This is a genomic window from Betaproteobacteria bacterium (assembly GCA_016791345.1).
Lineage (GTDB): Bacteria > Pseudomonadota > Gammaproteobacteria > Burkholderiales > JAEUMW01 > JAEUMW01.
This window is the reverse complement of record JAEUMW010000377.1, coordinates 1-1,741: the sequence shown is the minus strand read 5'-3', so window position 1 is coordinate 1,741 and position 1,741 is coordinate 1. Positions and strand designations below refer to the sequence as shown.

Genomic DNA, 1,741 nt, shown 5'->3' with positions numbered 1-1,741 from the left:
CAGCAGCAGCCAGCGGCGGGTGAGGAGCAGGTTGTACGCGGCGGACTGCCGGATCACGCCGCCAGCAGCGACACCCTTGATACCCATCGCGGCGAGCATCGCGCGATAGAGCCGGAACGTTTCTTCCGCCGCCGTGGCAGGAGTGCGGATGTGTGAAGGATCGAGCCGGGCGAAGGCGTGGCGAAACGGCAGCCGATCGCTGCGCGTGACGTCGCTGCCAGGCGGGATCCGATCGAACGCGCGCTCGATCGGAATCGGTGCACCGACCGCGGCCAGCGGCACCGGCACGAGCTGCAGATGCTTGTGCGGCTGACTGGCGCCGGCGGTCTTGCCGCCGTTGTAGAGTCCGACGCCGTCGATCTCGGCAAGACACGCCCACAGCGCCGCGAAGTCCTCTGGCGTGATCAGCTCTTCCTGGTCGGCGTAGTCGCGCGTGATGATCAGCAGGTGGTGATCGATCACGTTGTACTTGTTGAGGAGGCAGAAGTGCGAGGGCGGGAGGTCTGTTACGAACAGGTCCTCCTCGTAGGGCTGAAACGGGTCGACCGCTTTTCCGGCCGCGCGACTCGATTCCGCATGCTCTGCCCGCGCGGCGTCCTTGCGCCGCAGATTGGTGGCCACGCGGACGAGAAACGGGATGCCTTCCTGCTGGACGACGCGGGTCTCGATCTCGATCGGTCTCAGCGCACCGCAGCCGAGCGCATGCCGGGTGCGCGCGCGCACGGCATTCCACAGGGTTCCGGGCTCGATACTCATGGCGGCGACTCTCCTCCGATCGACCGTTTGCAAGGCCGCGCTGCCTAGGGCTCCCGGCCGGTCGTGCATCAGCGCTGCGAGGCACAGGTGCGCCGATTGCCGGCACGCGGCATGGTCGCACACGCTTCGAGCAAGGCGGGCACGGGTCGTGCACCTCGCGGCGCGGCTGCGCAAGCCTGCCGCGGGTTCTCGAACCAGTTGTCGCGGAAGGATCGCAGCGGCACACTATATCCGGCCAAAACAATCCCATCATGAAAAAGCGCCTTGCATTCTGTATGTTGCTCTGCGGCATCTCGTTCGCGCATGCGGAAGAAGAGGCCGAGACGTTCCCACTCGCCGACTACCCGCCATCGGCAGTGGCCGAGATTGCGGCCGCGCCCGCGCGGGCGGACGTCCTTCTCGACCGCGTCAGGGAAGGGGAGGAGGAATGCGGCAAGGTCCCGATGACGAGCTTCATCGAGACCGACGGCACCCGCATCACCGCTCGCCCGGTGGCTCTCTGCGCGTACAAGGAAAGCGATCGCACTTGGCACGTGATCCGACTCGCGATCACTCAGCCCGTTCCCGATTCATACAAGCGGTGCGTGGCCAGTGCCCCCGACGTCGCGTCGCGTCGCGAGTGTCTGCTCCCCTATCGCTTGCTGACCCCGGAGTATCAGGTCGAGCACCTGGCCGGTTACGGCATCGCACGGATGATCTTCAACGTCTCGCAAGGCGGCGAGCACCTCGTCGTCTATCGCACGCGTCACGTATGGTTCGACGACGACGCCCTGCAAGCGGGCGATCCTGCGCGGATCATCGCCACCGCGCGCGAGATCAACTACACGCCCTATCACCCCGATTTTCACGATCGCGGTCTCGTTCGTGACGGACGCGCCTACCTGCATCTGCGTGCGCGCCACGCCCTGCGCGTGCTGCGCGGGAAGGCGGTCCCGTCGCTTGCCTATCCGGACGCGTATGTCGCCGACGTCGTGCCGGAGGAGAC

At 66.4% G+C, this 1,741-nt stretch carries 2 protein-coding genes; one reads left to right on the top strand and one right to left on the bottom strand.

The genetic code is table 11. The features are described 5' to 3' along the window. A partial coding sequence (locus tag JNK68_14615) for a phosphorylase (GenBank protein ID MBL8541577.1) occupies positions 1–756 on the bottom strand: 756 nt, incomplete at its 3' end. Between the two features lie 251 nt (positions 757–1,007). On the opposite strand from JNK68_14615, the gene JNK68_14610 reads away from it, so the two are divergent. Next, positions 1,008–1,741, top strand: a 734-nt coding sequence (locus tag JNK68_14610) for a hypothetical protein (GenBank protein ID MBL8541576.1), incomplete at its 3' end; no start/stop codon positions are given.